The 21526-nt window shown below is 45.2% G+C and carries 16 protein-coding genes; 14 read left to right on the top strand and 2 right to left on the bottom strand.

All coding sequences use genetic code 11. From position 1 onward, the window contains the following. The first annotated feature begins 303 nt into the window (after window positions 1–303). The 11 genes from EXU30_RS04885 (at window position 304) to EXU30_RS04935 (ending at window position 13034) form a co-directional block, all read left to right on the top strand. Window positions 304–2091 carry an aminopeptidase P family protein gene (locus EXU30_RS04885; protein ID WP_130598086.1) on the top strand — a complete coding sequence of 596 codons (1788 nt, stop codon included), beginning with the start codon at window positions 304–306 and terminating at the stop codon, window positions 2089–2091. Window positions 2092–2561: 470 nt separating this feature from the next. After that, a complete protein-coding gene (locus EXU30_RS04890) occupies window positions 2562–3863 on the top strand; it encodes a DEAD/DEAH box helicase (protein WP_130598087.1) in 1302 nt (433 codons plus the stop codon). 167 nt (window positions 3864–4030) lie between these two features. Beyond that, window positions 4031–4360: a hypothetical protein gene (locus EXU30_RS04895; RefSeq protein ID WP_130598088.1), complete on the top strand. Its 330-nt coding sequence runs from the start codon at window positions 4031–4033 to the stop codon at window positions 4358–4360. A gap of 206 nt (window positions 4361–4566) precedes the next feature. Further along, window positions 4567–5166 carry a peroxiredoxin-like family protein gene (locus EXU30_RS04900; protein ID WP_165399063.1) on the top strand — a complete coding sequence of 200 codons (600 nt, stop codon included), beginning with the start codon at window positions 4567–4569 and terminating at the stop codon, window positions 5164–5166. A 282-nt stretch (window positions 5167–5448) separates the two neighbouring features. Beyond that, on the top strand, window positions 5449–7494 hold the full coding sequence (locus EXU30_RS04905) for a sensor histidine kinase (protein WP_130598090.1): 2046 nt from the start codon (window positions 5449–5451) through the stop codon (window positions 7492–7494). Between the two features lie 3 nt (window positions 7495–7497). Continuing rightward, window positions 7498–9741, top strand: a complete 2244-nt coding sequence (locus EXU30_RS04910; RefSeq protein ID WP_130598091.1) for a bifunctional diguanylate cyclase/phosphodiesterase — start codon at window positions 7498–7500, stop codon at window positions 9739–9741. A gap of 96 nt (window positions 9742–9837) precedes the next feature. Then, window positions 9838–10479 carry a DUF2913 family protein gene (locus EXU30_RS04915; RefSeq protein ID WP_130598092.1) on the top strand — a complete coding sequence of 214 codons (642 nt, stop codon included), beginning with the start codon at window positions 9838–9840 and terminating at the stop codon, window positions 10477–10479. Window positions 10480–10772: 293 nt separating this feature from the next. Beyond that, window positions 10773–11510, top strand: a complete 738-nt coding sequence (locus EXU30_RS04920; RefSeq protein WP_242620323.1) for a substrate-binding periplasmic protein — start codon at window positions 10773–10775, stop codon at window positions 11508–11510. A gap of 55 nt (window positions 11511–11565) precedes the next feature. Then, the gene (locus EXU30_RS04925; protein WP_130598093.1) at window positions 11566–12057 is read left to right on the top strand and encodes a GNAT family N-acetyltransferase; all 492 of its coding nucleotides are present in this window, start codon (window positions 11566–11568) and stop codon (window positions 12055–12057) included. Window positions 12058–12189: 132 nt separating this feature from the next. Continuing rightward, a complete protein-coding gene (locus tag EXU30_RS04930) occupies window positions 12190–12450 on the top strand; it encodes a DUF2960 domain-containing protein (RefSeq protein ID WP_130598094.1) in 261 nt (86 codons plus the stop codon). Between the two features lie 74 nt (window positions 12451–12524). Then, window positions 12525–13034, top strand: coding sequence for an RDD family protein (locus EXU30_RS04935; RefSeq protein ID WP_130598095.1), 510 nt, complete (start codon window positions 12525–12527; stop codon window positions 13032–13034). Window positions 13035–13432: 398 nt separating this feature from the next. Here the strand turns inward: EXU30_RS04935 and lptG are convergent, their stop codons facing one another. Together lptG and lptF are read right to left on the bottom strand one after the other, a co-directional pair. Next, window positions 13433–14488 carry an LPS export ABC transporter permease LptG gene (gene lptG, locus EXU30_RS04940; protein ID WP_130598096.1) on the bottom strand — a complete coding sequence of 352 codons (1056 nt, stop codon included), beginning with the start codon at window positions 14486–14488 and terminating at the stop codon, window positions 13433–13435. Then, window positions 14485–15600, bottom strand: coding sequence for an LPS export ABC transporter permease LptF (gene lptF / locus EXU30_RS04945; protein WP_130598097.1), 1116 nt, complete (start codon window positions 15598–15600; stop codon window positions 14485–14487). The genes lptG and lptF overlap by 4 nt, the downstream gene beginning before the upstream one ends. 318 nt (window positions 15601–15918) lie before the next feature. Here lptF and pepA point away from each other — a divergent pair, with 318 nt between their 5' ends. The 3 genes from pepA (at window position 15919) to EXU30_RS04960 (ending at window position 21173) form a co-directional block, all read left to right on the top strand. After that, complete coding sequence (gene pepA, locus EXU30_RS04950; RefSeq protein ID WP_130598098.1) at window positions 15919–17427, top strand: leucyl aminopeptidase; 1509 nt, start codon at window positions 15919–15921, stop codon at window positions 17425–17427. 364 nt (window positions 17428–17791) lie between these two features. Further along, on the top strand, window positions 17792–18241 hold the full coding sequence (locus tag EXU30_RS04955; RefSeq protein WP_130598099.1) for a DNA polymerase III subunit chi: 450 nt from the start codon (window positions 17792–17794) through the stop codon (window positions 18239–18241). A 31-nt stretch (window positions 18242–18272) separates the two neighbouring features. Continuing rightward, window positions 18273–21173 (top strand): valine--tRNA ligase, encoded by a 2901-nt coding sequence (locus EXU30_RS04960; protein ID WP_130598100.1) that lies wholly within the window; start codon window positions 18273–18275, stop codon window positions 21171–21173. Window positions 21174–21526: the final 353 nt, after the last annotated feature.

Genomic DNA, 21526 nt, shown 5'->3' on the forward strand with positions numbered 1-21526 from the left:
GGAAAGATAGCTAAGTGCATACACTGTAAAATTGCATACAATATATCATCATCTGCGAATATTGTGCTATCGTCAGCAGCAATCAGTTTTAGATTGGCAAGAAAACTAGCACATTAAGCACTGGCTGATTGTTAGAAGCATTACAAAAATATTAGCAATATAAGCTCTGCTAGCCCTTGCCAGCTAAGGTTTAATTGCCATAATAGCCTCACAATCTTCGCTCACGCTTTACTTATGTGATGAGCAGTAGCGTGACAAAAAATAATGATAAGCACTGCCTAAAGCAGCCCAATTGGAGTAGATATGCCTGCAACTATCGCCGACCGCCTAAGCCTTATTCGTCAATCAATGTCAGAGCAAGCCGTTGATGCCTTTATTATTCCCCGCGCCGATGAATACTTAGGCGAATACGTACCCGAGAAAAACGAGCGCCTATTGTGGGCAACCAATTTTACTGGCTCGGCAGGTATGGCAATTGTTCTTGCAGATACTGCTGCGATATTTACCGATGGCCGCTACACTGTGCAGGTACGCCAACAAGTTGATGGCGAGCTATTTCAATACCTAAGCTTGGTTGATGATCCACAAGTCGAATGGTTAATTGACACCTTGCCTAGCGGCAGCACAGTAGGCATTGATGCACGCCTGCATACGCTTGCATGGTACAAACAAGCTAAAAGTAAATTAGACCAAGCTGGCATTAAGCTTAAATCAGTTGCGGGTAACCCGATTGATCAACACTGGCAAAACCGTCCTAGCTTGCCGCAAACGCCTATTACACTATTTAGTCATGAGTCAGCTGGCGCAGACAGTGTGCAAAAGCGTAAGCAGATTGGTGAGCTAGTGGCTAAAGCCGGTGCTGACGCAGCCCTTATCAGTGCACTAGACTCATTCTGTTGGCTGCTGAACCTGCGCGGTAGCGATGTACCGCGCCTGCCAGTATTACTTGGCAATGCGATTTTATCTGCCAATGGCGACATGACCTTATTTACCGACACCAGCAAGTTACCAGCGAATGCAGTTGAGCACGTTGGCGCAGGCGTGAGCTTTAAAGATGAGTCAGAGCTAGAGCAAGCCTTATTAAACCTCGGCGACATTAAGCTATTGGCCGATCCAAATACTGCCAATGCCTGGTCGCAGTTAACTGCTGAGCAAGGCGGCGCAAGCTTAATTGCAGGTGCAGACCCTGTTGCAATCCCTAAAGCACAAAAAAACAGCGCTGAGCTTGCTGGCATGTACGCAAGTCACGTGCGTGATGGCGCAGCCGTTTCTAAATTCTTAGCCTGGTTAGATAATCAAGTTGCTCAAGGCAACATGCACGATGAAGGCAAACTTGCCGATCAATTAGAGAGCTATCGCCTGCCAGATCCGCTATATCGCGAGCCAAGTTTCGATACTATTTCGGCAACCGGCGCCAACGCTGCCATGTGCCACTACAACCACAACAATGGCACGCCAGCAACCATGACGCCGAACAGTATCTACCTGGTCGATTCTGGCGCGCAATACCTAGATGGCACCACCGACGTTACCCGCACCATTGCCATTGGCGAGGTGACGCCAGAGCAAAAACAAATGTTTACCCTAGTGCTTAAAGGTCATATCTCACTTGATTTAGCCCGCTTCCCGAAAGGCACAACTGGTCAGCAACTTGATGCATTTGCCCGTCAACATTTATGGCAATACGGTTTTGATTATGACCATGGAACAGGTCATGGCGTTGGCCACTTCTTAAGTGTGCATGAAGGGCCGCAGCGTGTTGCGAAAAATGCCAACAATGTGCCATTACTGCCGGGCATGGTGATTTCAAACGAGCCAGGCTATTACCGTGAAGATGGCTTTGGTATTCGTATCGAAAACCTAGTTGCCGTGCGCCCTTGTGAAGCACTTAATGGCAGCGAGCGTGAAACCTATGAGTTTGACGCGTTAACGCTTATCCCAATCGATACCCGTCTGGTAGATAAATCATTAATGACCGCAACTGAAATCAATTGGTTAAATGATTATCACGCTAAAGTTCAGCAGACCATTAGCCCACTACTTAGCGGCGACGATTTAGCTTGGTTAACTCAGGCAACGCGAGCTATTTAGTAGCCCTAAATGTAACGTTCAAGCACGAACGACCGATTTAGGAGAGCTTAGGCTCTCCTTTTTTGTGGAAGATAAGTATGCGAACTCGCCAAACAATTCTAGGGGGTATTGGAGCAAGTCTTTACGGCAAGGATGCCGTAGCGAAGCCATCAGGGGTGATTTTACGGCGGCTTGCGAATCTATCCCCTAGAGTTGGTACCTCATTGAACAATCTTGGAATCACGGTAGCAATGAGACTGCTTCAACACTTGCACCATCAGCCATTTATTATCAATTAGCCCCACATAACCGTGAAATTTATATTTATCGGCACTTGCTAAGGTCCATTAGTTAAAAACAGCAGTGAAAACTCTGATAAAATTCAAGCAATCGACAAAAGTTTGCTATACTCCGCGACCGCAAAATGACGACTCGGTGTTGAGTGCACTAACCAATATGCGCCCAGACCCACGAATTAACAGGAAATCAGCATGAAATTTGAATCATATAGCTTCGCTCAAGAAATTCTCAGTGCGATCGCTGACTGCGGTTATAAAGAAATGACCCCAGTACAAAGACAAGCTATTCCTGCTATTCGTCGTGGCGAAGACGTCCTTGCCAGCGCGCAAACAGGTACAGGTAAAACGGCAGCCTTTGCACTGCCTATTTTGCAGCGTATTGCTGAGCAGCCAAAAGCACTGCAACACTCAAATACTCGCGCGTTAATCCTAACGCCAACCCGTGAACTAGCTGCGCAAGTTGCTGACAACATTAAAGACTATGGTAAAAATCTAGAGCTAACGGTTCACACCATTTATGGCGGTGTGAAGATGGATACGCAGTCGCAAAAGCTTAAAAACGGCGCAGATGTGATTGTGGCAACGCCTGGTCGCCTACTAGAGCACATAGTTGCCTGTAACTTGAGCCTTTCAACAGTTGAGTTTTTAGTGCTGGATGAAGCTGACCGCATGCTGGATATGGGCTTTAGCTCAGACATTCAAAAAATCTTGCAAGCGGTGAATAAAAAGCGTCAAAACCTGCTGTTCTCAGCCACCTTCTCAAGCGCGGTTAAGCAACTTGCCAACGACATGCTTAACAAGCCAAAACTGATTAATGCCGACAAGCAAAACACCACAGCAGAAACCGTTAGCCAGGTGGTTTACCCAGTTGAGCAGCGCCGCAAACGTGAACTGCTCTCAGAGCTGATCGGTACCAAAAACTGGCACCGCGTGTTGGTATTTACCGCAACCCGTGAAGATGCTGACACACTAGTAAAAGAGTTAAACCTCGATGGTATTCACTCTGTAGTGGTACATGGCGAGAAAGCCCAAGGCAGCCGTCGCCGCGCGCTACGTGAGTTTATGGAAGGTAAAGCCCGCGTGATGGTGGCAACCGAAGTCGCCGCTCGTGGTCTTGATATTCAAGACTTAGAATACGTGGTTAACTACGATCTGCCATTTCTTGCAGAAGATTATGTGCACCGCATTGGTCGCACTGGCCGTGCAGGTAAAACCGGTGTCGCCATCTCGTTTGTCAGCCGCGAAGAAGAGCGCACATTAAAAGATATTCAAAAGCTAATCGGCCAGAAAATCCGCCGTATTTCAGTGCCGGGTTATGAAGTCAGTAGCCGTGAGCTACTGCTTAAACAAATTCAAAAGCGCCGCAGCTTTGCCAAGAAGAAGCAACGTAGCGACAACGCTGGCGAGCAAATGATTGCCGAGAAGAACCTAAAAGGTCGCCACGTCAAAGTCGGCAAGAAATCAAACAACGTGCAGTATAAGAAGATTAAGTAGCTGCTTTTTGCACGCTAGCTTCTATACAAGTTGAATACAAAAACGCCTTAGCGCTCAATGCCTAAGGCGTTTTTTGTTGGTGCTTTGTTTTGAGCAGCAGAGAAAGTGTACCTAACAGGACTAGTTTTTGTTATAACGCTAGAGTGAATAAGTATGGAAGCTACAAAATGAACCTTGAACAACTCACCGCAATCTTACAAATATTAGAAGCTGAACAACCTAAAGGAGTAGGCATAAGCAACTTGTCAAAAAAATCAGGCGTTGAGTCATATCACCTAAGAAAATACCTAGCAAAGTATAAAGATTACTTTACTCAGCTACCTGACTCTAAGGCATATACCATCAACAATTTTGGACGTTTCAAGGGGTCAAGCGTTGCTATGATTGAGCACCATAAGCAACAAAGTGAACAAAACCAATCAAGTAATTTTTCTTGGTATTTACTCGCTCTAACAACAGCTTTCGTCTTGATGACTGCCGCATCACAATCGGGTTGACCATTCATTTTAATGGCAGAAAACTAATCTTTTTGCCATAACCTGAAATTTTTCCTCAACCACTCAGGTCTATTGTTGCACCTAGGTTATCGCCCGTAAATAACGGGCGTTTTAACCCATCAACTTAGTAGCAAACACAAGGACCTATAATGCTAAACAAGTTACTCGTTACCCTATTCTCAGCCGCTGTCATCACTTTTTCAGCTATGAGCATGTCAGAAGCTCAAGCAAAACCTATCGCCGTTGATGAGAACAATATTTCTCCACTGTTAAATGGCCATAACATTCCAAAAGTAACCCTTAACGACTATCAAGGTAAGCCTGTCGATTTAGCAAAGCTGGTTGAAGCTAAGCCAACTATCTTCTTCTTTTACCGCGGAGGCTGGTGCCCATTTTGTAATATCCAAATGGGTCAACTCAAAGCCATTGAGCCAAAGTTAATTGAAATGGGATTCCAATTAGTCGGTATTTCTCCTGACTCACCTGAGAAACTACGTGAATCGATGACCGACAATGAGCTTAGCTATATGCTGCTGTCAGACGAGAACTTAGAAGCAACTAAAGCTTTTGGTTTAGCTTTCTTTACCAGTCAAAAGGTGACTGACATGTATCAAGCTAAGCTTGGTGTTAAAAACCACCTGTTCAAAAATGCCCAGGGGCAAGAGCGCCTAGTACTGCCGGTTCCAGCAATTTACATTGCAGATAACCAAGGCTTGATTCACTTTCAATATGCCAACCCAAATTACAAGGTTCGTCCAGCTTCTGAGTTAATCATGACTGCTGCAAAGCTGGTTGTCGCCAAGTAATCGCTAAACTGTTTTACCCCCACTGACTTCATCATCAAAAGTCATGTCTTTCAGCGTTGTCGCACCCCATGCTTCAACGCTGCTTTTTTATCTAGTTAACCCATAGATGACTGATAGCCATTATATGTAACAAAAGGCGGCTAGCTAACTTTACGCCATTTCAAAAATTATCCTTTCTTTTCAATATCCTTTGCTACACTTTATCTAATGCATCGATTCACGCAGCACTCTCAACGATTAGACAATTTTAATAGATAATTTATTGGAGCATTGACGGCGGATATGACGAAAAGGACCTCTATCCTTAAGCGCCTTAACCGGGTATTTTACTTCATCATGATATTGGTGATTGTGAACACCGCTGTTTTCAGTTTCACCAGCTATCAAATTCAGTCCATCTCTAGCTCAACTATTCAATACGACTTTCCACTAGAGGCGGCATCTGCAAAGATGATTTCAGCCCATAAGTCGATGCAAAGTAATGCTGCCGAATACCTCCTAGGCGACTATCAACAAAAAGCGATTTATCGCGATAATATCGAGCGATTAAATCAAGCTCAGCAGTTCATCTTAGATAACGAATTGCTGCAAAACCCACAGCAAGTTGAGCTGTTTAATCAAATATCTGAGCTGAGTCAGGCAATCAATCAGATCTACATTGAGCAAATTTTTAGTCAGTACAATCCTGGGGATGAATCAGCAGCAGAGAACATCGCCATTAACCTGCTAAATACTGTCGCCATACCGCTTGAAACCTTGATAGAAAGTCGCGCTAATGACGAAATAGAAGGCGCTATGACAAGCTCAGACGAGAACGAGCTACGTAATGATGATATTCCTGCTATTAGTTATTACTTGAGGATGGTAGATAAGGTCGGCGACATGCAAAATGGCCTGTCTCGCTACCTACTCAATGACCCACACGCCAAGACAAGCTTTGAGCAAGACTCAAAAGAGTTTTTACAATGGTTTGAGTTAGTATCACCGCTTGAGCAAGATGTTGATGAGCAGCAGGACCTAGCTATTATTCGCCATCATTATCAAACGCTAGTTGATGACGGTAACCGATTATTCCAGCTCTATAATCCACAGCAATATCAAAATGCAATTCAAACCTTTAAACAGATGGAGCAGCAGCAACTTTCACAAATTGAAAATCTTCTCGGTCAGCTGTCGCAAAACTCACAAGATGAAGTCATAGATCAACTTGCCAGCCTTAGTTACATCAACAACCTTACCTTTGGCTTAATTGCCACCATGACACTGTTTGCACTTATTGGGCTGTTTTCAATTCAACGTCATGCCCGTATTACCATTTACAAGCCTATTCGTGCACTTGCTCATGCGGTAGATAGACTGCGTCAGGGCGAGCGTAATATTGAGCTAAAACATAACAATGATGAGCTTGGCGATGTGTTTGTTAATGTCGAGCATTTTCAACAAGACTTACAAGCGCTAGATGATCTACGCGAGCAAGAAAAAGCCTATAAACAACAGCTTGAGAGCGAGCGCGACAAACTAAAAATTGCCCTTGAAGATCTTAATCTTGCGAAGGATAAACTGGTCACAAACGAGAAAATGGCATCTTTAGGTGCCTTGGTCGCTGGTGTGTCCCACGAAATCAACACTCCAATTGGTATTGCGGTCACCATAAGCTCCACCTTTGAAAGCCGAATTAAAGAGTTTATGGCAAAAGCCAGTAGCGGCGAAGTGACAATGGAAGATCTTGAACAGTTTGAAGCAGAAAGCCTAGAAGGCCTGGAGATCATGCTACGCTCGCTTAACAAGGCGGCTGAACTCATCCATAGCTTTAAGCGAGTGGCCATAGACCAATCAAGCGAAGTGAGGCGAGAGTTTAATCTTTTTGAGGTGATTAACGAGGTGCTCAACACGGTTAAACACCAAATAAAAACCAAGCAATATGTGGTCAATCTCAATGGCGATCAGGATGTGTTAATCGACAGCTACCCAGGCCCACTTGGGCAAGTCATCACTAACTTGTTCAATAATGCAGTGCTGCACGGTTTTGATGGCAGTAATACCGGTGAAATCAATATCAGCATTAGCAAAACCTGCAGCAAATGGGTTCAGATAATATTTGCCGATAACGGTAAAGGAATACCAAAAGATCATGTAGCCAAAGTCTTTGATCCTTTCTTTACCACTAAAATGGGGAAAGGCGGGTCTGGGCTTGGGATGAATATCGTGTATAACATAGTAAGTGGCATGCTTGGCGGCGAAATAAGCCTGAGTAGCAGCCAAGATGCGGATGCTCATGGCACTCAATTTACCATCAATATTCCATTACAAGCACCACAGGGAGAATAGTGTATGTCTGGTGGCTTCTTAAAAATAAAAAAACACAAAGAGCCTAGTGAAGCAAAACCTAAGCTAGACCCTTGGTTGATTGGCATTATTGATGATGAACCCTCGATGCATGACGTAACTAAACTGGCGTTGTCGCGGATCACCATCTTTGACAGACCACTTAAATTTGTTAGCGCCTATAGTGCCCATGAAGGCTATGAGCTCATTGAACGTCACCCAGAAATGGCGCTGGTATTGCTAGATGTGGTAATGGAAACCGACGATGCCGGCCTGTGCTTGGTTAAACGTATACGTGAAGAGCTTAGCAACAAGTTTATTCAAATCATTCTACGTACCGGCCAGCCAGGTTTTGCCCCTGAAGAGCAGGTAATGGTCGACTACGAGATTAATGCCTATAAAACTAAAAGTGAGCTCACTCGCTCCAAGTTATTTACAGCTCTGGCAACAGGTATTAGAAGCTACCGACAAATCACCGCTCTTGAGAAAAGCCGCCAGGGATTAAGGGCGATTATCGAAGCCTCTTCCAGCCTGATTCAAGAGCGCTCGGTTTATGATTTTGCTAGCGGCGTTCTGGATCAAATTAGCGCTTTATTTGAACTAAACACCGAAAGCATATTCTGTGTTTCCCAGCGACCACATAATGGCCCGTCGGCCATTAGTGCCCGCCAATCAGATGAGTACTTTGTGGTGGCGGCAAGCGAGAAGTACCAGCCTTTGTTTGGTAAACCCATTAGCGCAATTGGGCAAACCGGTTTATCTGATGCACCAATTGATATCGTTAAACAAGTACTGCAGAAAAAGCAGCATATTTTTTCTGAGCAATATAGCTGTTTGTATTTAAGCACCCCTTCACAATGGGAAGGAGTGATTATTGCTGAGCGCGCTGAAAAATTAAAACAAGTAGATCAAGAGTTATTGCAAGTGTTCTGCATGAATGTAGCGATTGGGCTTGAGAATGCTAAGTTTTTCAATTATCTCAATAAAGCCGCCTATTATGATGAAGTAACGGGCCTATTTAGCCGCGCAGGTTTTATTGATAATGCCCGCACTTTCTATCGCAGCCATGGCGATGAACTGTGTTTGTATTTGCTTGATGTTGATTACTTCCACAATATTATCGAAAGCCTAGGTTACGACTTTGGTAACAAAATTCTTAAGCGTATTGCCCGTCACTTAATGGCTTCTTATGGGGAAGATGTGGTGCTAGCAAGGCTGCACTCAGACGTATTTGCCCTACTCCTGCCCCATAGCAATATCAAAGCGCAAGAAGTCGCCATGCGTAGCTCGATTCCGTTTAACATTGACGACCATGCTATTCGTCTAGGAATGACGGTAGGTGCAGCCAAACTCGAAGAAGGTGAATCTATCGACGAGTTCGACCCGTCTTTGTTGTTGCGCCACGCTGAAATAGCACTTAAGGTCGCCAAGGAGAATCGCCGCGGCTCGGGTGAGTTGTTCGATAGCAACTATGAGCGTAACTCTCGTCATCGCATGAGCCTACTCAGTGATATCCGCCAAGCTATCGACAGCAAAGAACTCTATTTGGTCATGCAACCTAAAGTGAATTCAGCTGATTTGAGCATCATGGGATACGAAGCACTGCTGCGTTGGGAACATGAGCTGCAAGGCAATATTCCGCCGGATGCCTTTATTCCTGCGGTGGAGAAATCTGGACTATATTATGATGTTGACCTGTATGTCGCACAGGCGACATGTGATTTAATTAATCAAAATAAACAGTTATCACATCCTATTTCGATAAATCTGTCGGCGAACTCGTTGAACCACGAAACCTTTGTCGAAGACCTACACAATGTGTTCATTCGCAATCAGGTGCCGCTAAACCGGGTGGAACTGGAGATCACCGAGAACGCACTTATTCACTCTGAAACAGCAATCCGTGAGCTAGATAGACTTGCCGCATACGGATTTACCATCTGTTTAGATGACTTTGGCGCAGGCTATTCATCCCTTGGTTACCTGCTGCGCTTACCTCTGCACACGATTAAAATCGACCGCGCTTTTGTGTCGCACCTAGAAGGCAATCAAAAAGCACAGGTGGTGCTGGAAGGCATTATCAACATGGGACAAAAGCTGGGTAAAGAAATGATTGTTGAGGGCGTAGAAACTCAGGCACAGCTGGTACTCGTAAGAGAAATGGGGGTTGAGCATATTCAAGGTTTTTACTTCTTCAAACCGATGAAGATAGAGCAAATTTTAGAGTTGCAAAGCCAATATAAGCTGTAATCAATACAAGGTGACAACCTATTTAACCTAAGAGCGCCAAAATCATTTATAATTTGGCGCTCATTTTTATGGTTAATTTCACCACTCGGAAAACCCATGGCAACACAAACCTATAATCAGGCAATTCTCGAATTGGCTCAAACTGGCACTCAAGCACTCAACACTTGGGCTGCACAATTTAGCTCACCGCGCACGGCCGCGCAGCAAAGCCATTACTTGTGTAGCTGGATGGTTGAATCGTTAAAAACCAAACGTTTCTCAAAACTGGTAGCCGATGATTTAACCATGTGGATCCGCACTGCACGTAGTCAGGGAGCTGGCGCGCAACTCCCCGAATTACTGGCAAATATTGAGCGTCATTACCAAGTTGCGCAGCAGCACGACAGTCAGCTTGGCACTAAGCTCGAGCAGCTATTAGAAACCTTAGAAGAGCTAGAATGGCTAGTGATTGCCGACACCACTATTGATACCAAGTTAAAACTTAACAGTGAAGGTCAATCAAGCTTGGTGGTATGCGCAGATGTGCTCGAAGATGCAATTAAAGATGGTGAGCTGATAAAATCGATTCTGGTCTATGTGCGCGGCAATGAAGCTCTGTTTGCTAAGCAAGCGCTAGCACAAGGGTTGCTCGTCAGCCAAGGTAATAAAAAAGCCTCACTCATTAAACACCATAAAGCTTACCAAATTGGTGTCGCGAATCAGCTTAAACAGCTATGTTTGCTAACGGCGCAAGACTAAGCATCTGCTTTCACGGCTACGCCAATGATGGGCAATAAACTACACCTAGTGCTATCAGGGCTAGGAGCAGTATTAACGAGCGCTGAACTTTTCCCTTTTCTTTATATTGCGCTTTCCTTTTCGCTTTTTCCTTACAAATATCTAATTTTGCGCTTACCTAAACCCTCCAAACGAGACGCACTGTTCGCAGCCACGTTCAATACCACCGATAGATAAGCTTTAACATAGTTGAGATCTTTGTATCAGTTGTTAGACTGATATCAACCTATTGTTTTACCCAAAGGACAATTGCCTTGCGACTAGTTGTAACAGCCGTTTGCTTTTTCTCCATGTTAACTTGTGTCGCCGCTATGGCCGACACGGTGCTCAAGTACAATGTCAATGCATCAAGTGGCTGGGTTCCCTATTACATTCCCCATCAAGACGATAAACCAGGGATCCTCGGTGAAATTGTGCCTCTGCTGATGGCAACGGCCCAAATTGACATCCAAAAACACAACTTGCCGCCAAGACGAACCAATCAAGCTATTGAAAATGGTGACTTAGACTTTGATTTTGTTAGCCCAGACTGGTTTCCCAATCATGATTTAGGTGAGCTATTTGTGCAGTCTGAGCCGCTAATGCCAATTAAAGAGTTCATCATTACCACTCAAGCCAATGCTGATGCTTGGACTGATATCAATAAGATAAAAGGCCAACGCATAGGCACGGTGCGCGGCTATTACTATCACGACACAGATCAATTCACTCGCGTAGATTTCAGCTCGGAGCGCGAGCTGATAAAAGCTATCTCGAAAAACCGTGTACAAGCGGCTATTTCAGGTGACTTACCCGCACTTTACTGGGCTAAAGAACTGAATATGCCTATCAGCCTAGCGGCGCTACATTCAGACGGATACCTTGTTATGCGACTTAGAAAAGAACACGCCCATTTGTTGCCCGCAATTAACAGCGCTATTAAACAATTGCAGCAACAAGGCAATGTTGAACAACTCATCGACAAATACACTAAGGCCGAGGTGTTTCAGTAACGCCATCTTGTTATGCTTAGCCCTAAACTAGTCATACAGAGTTAGATATACCAAGATGATTATCCGCCCTATTGCTGCAGGTGACTGGCTAGCAATTATGACGATTCAAAGCCAGTGCTACCCACAAGACACCTGCGAGTCAAAAGCCGTTTTGCAAGATAAAGCGCAGCGCTTTGCTGAGTCCTGTTTGGTGGTAGAGTTCGATGGGCAAGTTGCAGCCTATGTTTTTGCTCATCCCTGGCAACAACTTGATGCTCCCAGTTTAAATCTTGAGCTTACCTCTATTGAGTCCGCAGACTGTTTATATATCCACGATATGGCAGTAAGCCCAAACTTTCAGGGTAAAGGCATTGCCAAGCAATTATTCAAGCAGCTCTTAGCAATCAAGCAGCAAAACCAACTAGGTCACATGGCATTGGTTGCCCTGCCTGAAGCGCTGACATTCTGGCAAACACTTGGTTTTAGCGCGCCTAACGTTTTACCTGATAAGGTTAGAGCCTCACTGGCTAGCTACCCAGAAAACACCCAATACCTTACCCGCAGTTAATGGTATCAGCCTTCCTTACGCTTCAGTCCAAGCTTTAAATTAGCTTAAACATCCGCTCGCTATGCTTGGACAAACTCGGGTTCCGTGTGACAATAGCGACAATTTTTGAACCAGTACATTTGAGGCGCACTTATGGCTCGCCAAGTTATCTACACCTTTAAGGGTGAAACCAAAACCATCGCATTTAGTTACGACAAACATCACGATTTGTATGAAGCCGCGGCAGAAGCAGAAGGTATCGACCTGACTAACTTTTTAAAGATGGAAGCGCAAATTGCCATGACGTCAAAGAAAGGCGCTAAAGCTGAGCGCGACTTTAGACGCACTGAATTTGCCCGCTTTGGTTTTACTAGCATTAAGTTCGTTCGCGAAGACGACGAGCCTGCTAAATAGCATTCGCTAACCGCTCGACAAACAACTCAAAAACAACTCAAAAACAACAATAACTGATTAATAGTGAGTGATAGATGATTAACCCAGAACACGCTAACTTCCCTCGCGCTACCTTCTTTCGCCGAATCGGTGCCATGATCTACGACGCGATGCTAGCCGTCGCTGTGTATATGTTTGCTGGCGCTATCGGGTTCGGGATATTTTTTGGGTTAACCAGCATAGGTCTAGTATCAATGAATGGTTACGAGCATGTATCTGATGCCTTAAATAGCACCCCAGTCTACTCAGGAGTCTATCAATTTTACCTAGCATGCTGCGTTGGTGGGTTTTACGCGCTATTTTGGAGTCGCGGCGGTCAAACCCTCGGCATGCGCGCCTGGCGTTTAAAAGTTCAACACCCAAATGGGCAAAACCTTAGCTTTATCACCGCTTGCGCTCGCGTAGTTTGGTCGTTGCTTGGGATAGGCAACTTATACATTTTACTGAATAGTGAAAAGCTAGCACTGCAAGACAAACTGACCCAATCTGAAGTGGTTGTGTTATCGGTTGAGGCTAACCAGATGCGTAACTGGCATGGTGCTTGATCACTCGGCGATGCTTTCCAAGTGTGGACATTCCCACCTTTCTGAAGAAGGTGGCTTTGTATGAGCGCCCTAAAAGGGAGCCTAGCTTCACCAGTTGAAGCTATAAACTAGAGTTGCAATGACATCTAAAGCCGTTCAAAACATGGATGTTTTGGTCGAGCATTCTTGTGAAACAAAGAGGGGAGGTGTTTACGGCGTGCTTTAAGTGTTATTGCAACGTGAAGTCATTATTTAAGTTGCTAAATCTGAAGAAAACTAGAATTTGACATGCAAAGTCTAGTTGAATGATAACCACATAGTAACGTAGATGATTTAGGGTTAGACATAAAAAATGCGGCTTCATAGCCGCATTTTTTATTGTTTTGTAGTCCAGACTCTTGCACCTTGCGCCACATTAACTAGCGCCGGATGAAGTACACTGCAACACCAGTAAACAGAATGCTCGGCGCCATAGCCCCTACTGCAGCGGGTAACTCATACACAATGCTCATCGGGCCGAATATTTCATTACAAATGTAGAAACTAAAGCCAGCGACTACCCCAAGTAATACCCGTGCACCCATGGTGACGGTTCTAAGTGGGCCAAAAACAAATGAAAGCGCCACTAGCATCATCACTGCAACGGTCACCGGTTGCATTATCTTGCGCCACAGCGCCAACTCATAACGGCTAGCTTCCTGATTGTTTTGCTGCAGATAATCTAAATAACCAACTAAGCCTTGAATAGACAGAGCCTCTGGTTTTACCGACACCACACTCAGTTTGTCAGGGGTTAATGTCGACTGCCAAGATTGATTCTCTACGTACGAAGGTACGATTCTATCTGGCTCGACTTGAGTCTTTTGCACCTCAGATAATAGCCATTCATCACCCATATATTCAGCGGTTTTAGCATGGCTCATGCTGACCAAGTCTTGCTTATCATTGAACTCATAGAAGGTGATATTGTTAAGCTTCGTGACCTCTTGTACCTCACCAATATTGACAAACATATCACCGTCTTTCGCCCACACCCCGCGGTGAGAAGCGATCATGCTACCGCCTGAAAGCTTCAATGCTTGCATCTCTTTAGCCACGCGTTCAGACACTGGCGCGCCCCACTCACCCAAGGCCATCACCATAATCATCAACGGAATAGCGGTTTTCATGGCTGACTGAGTGATCTGCAAACGCGATAACCCTGACGCTTGCATCACCACCAATTCAGAATTTGACGCCAACATGCCCATACCAATCAATGCTCCAAGCAGCACCGCCATAGGGAAGAACATCTCAATATCTCGCGGGATTAAGAACAGTACATAAACACCCGCATCCAACATGGTGTAAGTACCACGGCCAACAAGGCGAAGTTGGTCAACCCATTTAATAATGCCCGACAGGCCCGTCAAAATAAGTAAGGTCAACGCCGAGGTGCTTAAAATCACTCGCGCAATATAAAAGTCTAAAATCATGCGCTTTTCACCTGCTTACGTTTAAGTCCATTAAACAGCTTCAAGGCTTTTGGCCTTTCTTTACTGAGCAGCAATAGTCCCATGACCAAGGCACTTGCATGGATCCACCACATACCTAGCTGCACAGGAATAACCTCATCTTCAAGCGCTTTACGCCCTGCGACCATCAGCCCAAAGTAGCCAAGATACAGTAAAATAGCTGGGAAAATTTTGGCAAACTTACCCTGGCGTACATTCACCCTGGCAAGCGGTACTGCAATTAAGGTCATCATAGGTATCGCTAAGGGAATGGCGATGCGCCAATGGAACTCAGCCACGGCTTCTGGGCCAGGCGTGTTAACCAATTCATCGATAGGCAATGCTGACAAACGGCGATTACGTTCATCTACTTGCTGCTCTTTAATCTCCATTTGGTAGCCGCCAAACTCGATAATTTGGTAATTAGGTGCTTGCGCACTCCCCTGATAACGCGTACCTGAATTAAGCTCGAGTTGCTGACTGCCGTAATCATCTTCGATAACGCGGCCATTGTTTGCCACCACCACATTGGTGATATCAGAATCACTATCTAAGTCTGGTAACTGAGCAACAAATACTTTCTCTAGCTGGTTATCTTTGCCAATTCTCTCTACAAACAATACCGCACGGCCATTGGGACTGGTTTGAAAGCGCCCTTGTACAAGCGCAGCTAAGCCAGCTTCAGATTGAGCTTGCTCCAGCACCTGATTTTGTTGCTCTTCAGCCCATGGACTGACGTATATCGCCAGTATCGCGGTGACAATGACATTGAACAAACCAAGCAATAAAGTCACACGAGTAACGTACCACTCAGAGACGCCCACACCATGCAAAATCACCATTTCATTCTCAGCGTACATGCGGCCATGGGCAAGCAAAATACCGAGGAAAAAGCTTAAGGGTAAAACCAACACGGTTAACTGAGGTAAATTTAAACCTAACAGGGTAAGCACTAGTGAGGCAGGAAATTCGCCGTCCGAGGCATCGGCCAAAACGCGAACAAACTGTTGGCTAATAAAAATAGTTAACAGCACAATTAATACCGCGAATTGTGCCTTTAAAACTTCGCCAATCAAGTATCTAAATACAATCACAACAAGGATCCGGGAGCTTAACTTATCTTTTTACTGGTAACAGGCTATCTTTCATGTAAACTGTCTACTTTTAGCAGTTTTGATAATTTTCTGACCAGCTTGGAAGGTGCTTCAAAGCATTCATTTGCTGAGTTGATTGCTGACAGCAATTTGCAACCAACGACTCATTTACTTATTACAATAATGACAAGCAAAGTAAGCAAAAGTTTTGAATGAAAGAAGTTTATCACCTAAACGTTATTCATGATGGCGATTTCGCCGAAGTGAAACATTATCTTATAAATATAAAAATTTGTCTTTAATAATCTAGGAGTGCTCATGGAGTTTAGCGTAAAGAGCGGCAGCCCAGAGAAACAACGTTCAGCCTGTATCGTTGTGGGCGTATACGAACCACGCCGTTTATCTGGTATCGCGGAGCAATTGGATAAAATCAGTGAAGGTTATATCAGTAACCTACTTCGCCGTGGTGACCTTGAGGGTAAGCCAGGGCAAATGTTACTACTTCACCATGTACCAAACGTATTAAGTGAGCGTGTTCTACTGGTTGGTTGTGGCAAAGAGCGCGAGCTAGATGAGCGCCAATACAAACAAATCATCACCAAGACCATCAACACGCTTAACGAAACAGGCTCAATGGAAGCAGTATGCTTCTTAACTGAACTACACGTTAAAGGCCGCGACACCTACTGGAAAGTACGTCAGGCAGTTGAGAGCACACAAAACACTCTTTACACCTTCGACACGCTGAAAAGCCGCAAAGGTGAAACCCGTCGCCCACTTCGCAAAATGGTATTCAATGTACCAACTCGCCGCGAACTCACCATTGGCGAACGTGCAATTGAGCATGGCGTTGGCGTTGCAGAAGGTATGAACCTGTGTCGCGACGTGGCAAACATGCCGCCAAACATCTGTAACCCTGCTTACCTGGCATCGCAAGCTCGCCAAATGGGTGAAGTTTACGAGAACCTAAAAATCACCACGGTAGGTGAAGAGCAAATGGCAAAACTAGGCATGAACTCATACCTAGCAGTGGGCCGCGCAAGTGCCAATGAGTCAATCATGACCATCATGGAGTACCAAGGCGCAGTCGATAGCACTGAAAAGCCAATAGTACTTGTTGGTAAAGGTTTAACCTTTGACTCAGGCGGTATTTCACTTAAGCCAGGCGAAGCCATGGACGAAATGAAATACGACATGGGCGGTGCAGCCGGTGTTATCGGTGCAATGAAAGCCCTTTGTGAGATGAAGCTACCAATCAACGTGATTGGTATTCTAGCTGGCTGTGAAAACATGCCATCTGGCAATGCTTATCGCCCTGGCGACATCTTAACCACTATGTCTGGTCAAACTGTTGAAGTACTTAATACTGACGCAGAAGGTCGCCTAGTGCTATGTGACGTATTAACTTACGTTGAGCGCTTTGACCCTGAACTGGTTATCGACACAGCAACCCTAACTGGTGCTTGTGTGATTGCTCTTGGTAAACACGCATCAGGCCTATTTAGCTCGCATAACCCGCTAGCCCATGAGCTACTCAATGCAGGCGAGCAAAGTGGTGACCGCGCATGGCGCATGCCGCTATGGGATGAGTACCAAGACATGCTAGACAGCCCATTTGCTGACATGACCAACTTAGGTGGCCGCCCAGCAGGTTCAATCACAGCAGCTTGTTTCCTTTCTCGCTTTGCTAAGAAGTACAACTGGGCACACATTGATGTGGCAGGTACTGCTTGGAACAGCGGCGCAAACAAAGGCTCAACGGGTCGTCCGGTGCCACTACTAGCACAATTCCTGATAAACAAATCAGGTGTTGAAGCTGGCGAATAGTCACTAACGAATAGCTGCTAACGACAGCTTAAAATGATAAAAGGTGAAGCTCAGGCTTCACCTTTTTTGTTCATGGGACGAATTAATCTGCCGCTCATATCAATTGGGATAACATAGTGATCAGAGATTACGCAGGAAAAATCGCTTAGAACAAGGCATAAATTGCAGCTAGCTAGTTGTTCTACCTACAAAATTTATAACGAAGTTATAAGCGATTTTAACTAGTAAGCATGATCACATACTTGTGCTAATTGGTATCATATCAATGAGCACTGAAATTTAAGTGGCAAATGCCACCTGCCCCTAGCTTATAACTGAGGTTTTAGTATAAAATTCTCGTTCAATTAATTGCCTATATTCATTAATGCCTCAAGCTCAATTTTTCCTTATGCCTGCTCTTGCAGCCAATACCACTGCCATTGATGCAGTGTATCTTGCTGCTTGCCAGTTGGCTGAGCAAAATTATCGTCAGCAGCGCAGTGTTTATATTCATTGCCAAGACAAGCAACAGGCCCATGCAATTGACGAACTACTGTGGCAATTTGAGCCCACAAGCTTCGTTCCACACAACCTCAAAGGTGAAGGGTTAATCAATGGCTCGCCAGTGGAAATTGGCTTTGATCCCGTTGGCCCAAATAAAAGTCGCCAACTACTGATTAATCTTGCACAACAAGTGCCGCAATTTGCGGTAAACTTGCCAGATATTATTGATTTTGTCGCGCAAGACGATGCGTTAAAACAACAGGCTCGCCAACGCTACCGCCAATACCAACAACTTGGCATGCAAGTGAGCACGCAACCGCTTGCCGTTTAACCCATATTTTTACTGAAGAAATTACGCACCCATGGAAAAAACATACAATCCTAAGTCGATAGAACAGTCTCTGTACCAAAACTGGGAAGAGCAAGGCTACTTCAAGCCGCACGGTGATACGTCACAAGGCAACTACTGCATTATGATCCCGCCACCGAATGTCACAGGTAGTTTGCACATGGGTCACGCGTTCCAAGACACCATCATGGATGCGCTAACTCGTTACCAACGCATGAAGGGCAAAAACACCCTTTGGCAAGTGGGTACTGACCACGCGGGTATCGCAACCCAAATGCTGGTTGAGCGTAAGATTGAAGCCGAAGAAGGCAAAACTCGTCACGACTTAGGCCGTGATGCGTTTATGGACAAAGTATGGGATTGGAAAAACCAATCTGGCGGTACGATTACCAAACAGCTACGCCGCATGGGTGCATCAGTTGATTGGGGCCGTGAGCGCTTCACTATGGACGAAGGCTTATCAAAAGCGGTTCAAGAAGTGTTTGTTCGCCTGTACGAAGACGACCTAATTTACCGTGGTAAGCGCCTAGTAAACTGGGACTGTAAACTGCAAACGGCAATTTCTGATCTTGAAGTAGAAAACAAAGAAAAGAACGGCAGCATGTGGCATTTCCGCTTCCCACTTGCTGACGGTGCATTAACTGCTGACGGTAAAGACTATTTAGAAATCGCCACCACGCGCCCTGAAACCATGTTAGGTGACAGCGCTGTTGCGGTTCACCCAGATGACGAGCGCTACCAATCGCTAATTGGTAAGCACGTAATGCTGCCTATCGTTAATCGTCCTATCCCAATCGTGGCAGACGACTACGTTGATATGGAGTTTGGTACTGGTTGTGTAAAAATCACCCCAGCACACGACTTTAACGACTATGAAGTAGGTAAGCGTCACAGCCTACCTATGTACAACATCTTTACTTTAGATGCCGCTGTACGTGCGCAAGTTGAAGTGATCAACACAGATGGCACACCAAACAAAGACATCGAAATCGCGCTACCAGAGCGTTATGTGGGTCTTGATCGCTTTAAAGCAAGAACCAAAATCGTTGAAGAGTTTGAAACTCTAGGCCTGCTTGAGAAAATCGAACCACATGGACTTAAAGTACCTTATGGTGACCGCTCAGGCGTAGTTATTGAGCCTATGCTGACTGACCAATGGTATGTTGCGGTTGCGCCTATGGCGAAAACTGCCCTAGAAGCCGTTGAAAATGGCGACATTAAGTTTGTGCCACAGCAATACGAGAACATGTACTACTCTTGGATGCGCGATATTCAAGACTGGTGTATCTCGCGCCAGTTATGGTGGGGGCACCGTATTCCAGCTTGGTATGACGAAAACGGTAAAGTTTACGTTGGTCGTAATGAAGCTGAAGTGCGCGCTAAGCACAACATTGATGACTCAGTTAGCCTGCGCCAGGATGATGACGTACTTGATACCTGGTTTAGCTCAGCGCTATGGACCTTCTCTACTCTAGGCTGGCCTGACAACATTGAAGATTTAAAAACCTTCCACCCAACCGATGTGTTGGTTACCGGTTTCGATATCATCTTCTTCTGGGTTGCGCGCATGATCATGATGACCATGCACTTCATTAAAGATGAAGACGGCAAACCACAAGTACCATTTAAAACAGTTTATGTGACTGGCCTTATCCGCGATGAAGCGGGCAACAAGATGTCAAAATCTAAGGGTAACGTCCTAGACCCGCTAGATATGATTGACGGTATCGATCTTGAGTCATTAGTTGAAAAGCGCACTGGCAACATGATGCAGCCGCAACTAGCAGCCAAGATTGAAAAGAGCACCCGCAAAGAATTTGCTGATGGCATTGAAGCTCATGGTACTGATGCGCTGCGCTTTACCTTAGCGGCAATGGCATCTACTGGCCGTGACATTAACTGGGACATGAAGCGTCTAGACGGTTACCGTAGCTTCTGTAACAAGTTATGGAATGCATCACGCTACGTGCTGATGAACACAGAAGTGCAAGAAGAAGGCGCTGCTGAAGATGCAATCGGTAAGGCACTAGATTGTGGTCAAAACGGTGGCGAGATGCAGCTTTCTTTAGCGGATCGCTGGATCATTAGCCTGTTCAATCAAACAGTACAAACGTTTGATGAGCATATGGCAGCATACCGCTTTGACCTTGCAGCTAACACACTTTATGAGTTCACCTGGAATCAGTTCTGTGACTGGTACCTTGAGCTAACTAAGCCAGTACTGCAAAACGGCACTGAAGCCGAGCAACGCGGTACTCGCCACACCTTGGTAACTGTGCTTGAAAAGATGCAGCGTTTAATGCATCCAATCATGCCTTACATTACTGAGACCATTTGGCAGCGTGTTAAAGGTTTAGCAGGCGTTGAAGGCGAAACCTTGATGTTAGCTCAGTTCCCTGAGTTCGATGCAGCAAAAGTTGACCAGCAAGCAATGGCTGACATCGAATGGGTTAAACAAGTGATTGTTGCTGTGCGTAACATCCGCGCCGAGCTAAACATTGCGCCATCTAAGCCGCTTAATGCTCTGCTTCGCAGTGTAAGTGAGCAAGATAAGGCGCGTCTTGAAGCTAACCAAGCATTCTTCAAGACCCTAGCGAAACTTGAGTCTATGACCATACTGGCAGACGATGAAACTGCGCCTATGTCGACCACTCAACTTGTGGGTGATATGGAGCTGTTGATCCCAATGGCAGGTCTGATTGACGTTGCAGCTGAAATGGCGCGTATCGATAAGCAGTTAGATAAACTACTTAACGAGACTAAGCGCATTGAAGGCAAGCTTAATAACCAAGGTTTTGTGGCAAAAGCGCCTGAAGCGGTTATTGAGAAAGAGCGTAGCAAACTGGCAGAGTTTACTCGCGACATCGAAAAGCTTAACGAGCAAAAAGCTGAGTTGGCTAAGTTAGAAGACTAGGCTAGAACGCTAACGCCGCTAATAAGCAAAAGTACATCAAAGGCAGCCAATTAGGCTGCCTTTTTGTTTTTCCCATTTCCGGCTTTCCACATACAAAGCCAATCTCCTTTCCCATCAAACTTGCCAATTTTTGATACAAAGCTAAACAGATATTCGATGGATAATACCAATTGGGATAAATAAGTGATCAGATATTACGCAGGAAAAATCGCTTAGAACAAGGCATAAATTGCAGCTAGCTAGTTGTTCTAACTACAAAATTTATAACGCAGTTATAGGCGATTTTAACCAGTAAGAATGATCACATACTTGTGCTAATTGGTATAAACACACCTGTGTTGCTAAATTGTTGC

Source organism: Shewanella maritima, from assembly GCF_004295345.1.
In the GTDB taxonomy this organism is placed as follows: Bacteria; Pseudomonadota; Gammaproteobacteria; order Enterobacterales; family Shewanellaceae; genus Shewanella; species Shewanella maritima.

What these genes read in the sequence shown, in the direction of transcription:
- pepA (WP_130598098.1), top strand. Translation starts at nt 15,919, where the DNA reads ATGGAGTTTAGCGTAAAGAGCGGCAGCCCAGAGAAACAACGTTCAGCC.
- EXU30_RS04925 (WP_130598093.1), top strand. Translation starts at nt 11,566, where the DNA reads ATGATTATCCGCCCTATTGCTGCAGGTGACTGGCTAGCAATTATGACG.
- EXU30_RS04955 (WP_130598099.1), top strand. Translation starts at nt 17,792, where the DNA reads ATGCCTCAAGCTCAATTTTTCCTTATGCCTGCTCTTGCAGCCAATACC.
- EXU30_RS04960 (WP_130598100.1), top strand. Translation starts at nt 18,273, where the DNA reads ATGGAAAAAACATACAATCCTAAGTCGATAGAACAGTCTCTGTACCAA.
- EXU30_RS04905 (WP_130598090.1), top strand. Translation starts at nt 5,449, where the DNA reads ATGACGAAAAGGACCTCTATCCTTAAGCGCCTTAACCGGGTATTTTAC.
- EXU30_RS04895 (WP_130598088.1), top strand. Translation starts at nt 4,031, where the DNA reads ATGAACCTTGAACAACTCACCGCAATCTTACAAATATTAGAAGCTGAA.
- EXU30_RS04915 (WP_130598092.1), top strand. Translation starts at nt 9,838, where the DNA reads ATGGCAACACAAACCTATAATCAGGCAATTCTCGAATTGGCTCAAACT.
- EXU30_RS04930 (WP_130598094.1), top strand. Translation starts at nt 12,190, where the DNA reads ATGGCTCGCCAAGTTATCTACACCTTTAAGGGTGAAACCAAAACCATC.
- EXU30_RS04910 (WP_130598091.1), top strand. Translation starts at nt 7,498, where the DNA reads ATGTCTGGTGGCTTCTTAAAAATAAAAAAACACAAAGAGCCTAGTGAA.
- EXU30_RS04890 (WP_130598087.1), top strand. Translation starts at nt 2,562, where the DNA reads ATGAAATTTGAATCATATAGCTTCGCTCAAGAAATTCTCAGTGCGATC.
- lptG (WP_130598096.1), bottom strand. Translation starts at nt 14,488, where the DNA reads ATGATTTTAGACTTTTATATTGCGCGAGTGATTTTAAGCACCTCGGCG.
- EXU30_RS04935 (WP_130598095.1), top strand. Translation starts at nt 12,525, where the DNA reads ATGATTAACCCAGAACACGCTAACTTCCCTCGCGCTACCTTCTTTCGC.
- EXU30_RS04885 (WP_130598086.1), top strand. Translation starts at nt 304, where the DNA reads ATGCCTGCAACTATCGCCGACCGCCTAAGCCTTATTCGTCAATCAATG.
- EXU30_RS04900 (WP_165399063.1), top strand. Translation starts at nt 4,567, where the DNA reads ATGAGCATGTCAGAAGCTCAAGCAAAACCTATCGCCGTTGATGAGAAC.